A 453-nucleotide genomic window follows, 5' to 3' on the forward strand; every position below is an offset into this window, starting at 1 on the left:
TCCTCGATGCGATTGGCGACCTGTACCTGCTGGGCAACAGCCTGATTGGTGAGTTCAAAGGCTTCAAGTCCGGTCATGCACTGAACAACCAGCTGCTGCGCAAATTGATTGAGCAGACAGACGCTTGGGAAGTGGTGACGTTCGAAGACGCCAGCACCGCACCAATCTCTTACATGCGCCCGGTTGCGGCGGTGTAAGTAAAAAACCTCTCTAGTTTTTTGAAGGCCATCCTCGGATGGCCTTTTTTTATGCCTGTGGTTTCTCTAGTGCCTGATCAGGCTTCTTCGCGAGCAGGCTCGCTCCCACCTTTGAAATGCATTCCAACTGTGGGAGCGAGCCTGCTCGCGAAGGCGGCGGCGCCATCACCCTGGAAACATCAGACTGACACTACAACGCGATTGCGCCCGCCTTCCTTGGCTTGATACAGCGCCTTGTCCGCCGCAAACAGTAATT

Annotated in this window: 1 protein-coding gene; it reads left to right on the forward strand. The window is 54.7% G+C overall.

Annotation, left to right across the window (positions count from 1 at the left end; translation table 11 throughout):
- The coding region (locus J5M71_RS28365) for a UDP-3-O-acyl-N-acetylglucosamine deacetylase (protein ID WP_207838952.1) at positions 1–197 on the forward strand (197 nt) is incomplete at its 5' end.
- Positions 198–453: the final 256 nt, after the last annotated feature.

Origin of the sequence: Pseudomonas sp. 43(2021) (assembly GCF_017490805.1) — a bacterium.
Lineage (GTDB): Bacteria > Pseudomonadota > Gammaproteobacteria > Pseudomonadales > Pseudomonadaceae > Aquipseudomonas.